The 817-nt window shown below is 61.3% G+C and carries 1 protein-coding gene; it reads right to left on the bottom strand.

Going from position 1 to position 817, the window contains the following annotated elements; all coding sequences use genetic code 11:
• A partial coding sequence (locus GVJ63_RS21810) for a hypothetical protein (protein WP_200843132.1) occupies positions 1 to 817 on the bottom strand: 817 nt, incomplete at both ends.

Raw genomic sequence — 817 nt, 5'->3', positions numbered from 1 at the left:
GCTTTGAGGGCCTTGCGCATGTTGGCTCGGATGCCGTCTTTCGTCGCTGCAGCGAGGGGCAGATACGTGCCGCTCAGGTACGTCACGCTGTCCAGCAGCTGAGGCATGTGAACGTTGGCCGACAAGGCGTCGTACTCGTCCGTTTTCATTGCCTCCGCGATGATGGCCAGGTTCTCATCGATCAGCTCATCCGAGCCTGCCACACGCAGCAAGTTGAGGATCGAGTGCACGCGCATCTTTCGCTCCTCGGCCCATGCCTTGCCTGCATTGGTCAGCTCGACAGCCTGCAGCAGGATGCCTACCTGAGCAATCAGGTCGGAGGCCATCTCAGGCCAAAAATCATCGCTGGCGGTGCCGCCCATTTGGGCCGAGACGCTACGGATGATCTCAGCCAGTTCGACCGGTCCCAGCCCTGCACAAAGGTCGATGCGCCAGTCATTGGGGCCAGTGCCAATACGCAGCACTTCGTCCTCGCTCATGCCGGCCGCTCTGACCTCGGCCGCAATGTCGTCGCCGATCGCGCCCTTGTCATCGGTGGCGTAGATGCTGATTGGATAGCCGGCCTTGCGCAGCTGGATGAGCTGTCGGACCACTGGCACGTAGAAGTTGCGCGACTTACCTTCACCAGAACCGCCCAGCACTTCAACGTGCTGCAGAAGGTCGATGATGGACATTCGAACCGGGGTGTTTTTCATTGGGGCCAGCAGGTGGCCACGATGCTCCAAGAGGCCCGAGGCCACGCCCAGGTCAATAAGCGGTGAGCGGTCGACCCGCGTGGCGAAGTGCACCTGGTCGGCATAGGCCGAGAGCAGCATGT

Origin of the sequence: Pantoea sp. 18059, from assembly GCF_902706165.1 — a bacterium.
Taxonomy (GTDB): Bacteria; Pseudomonadota; Gammaproteobacteria; order Enterobacterales; family Enterobacteriaceae; genus Pantoea; species Pantoea agglomerans.
Note: the sequence above shows the minus strand (reverse complement) of the source record. Positions and strands in the feature narration are given on the sequence as shown.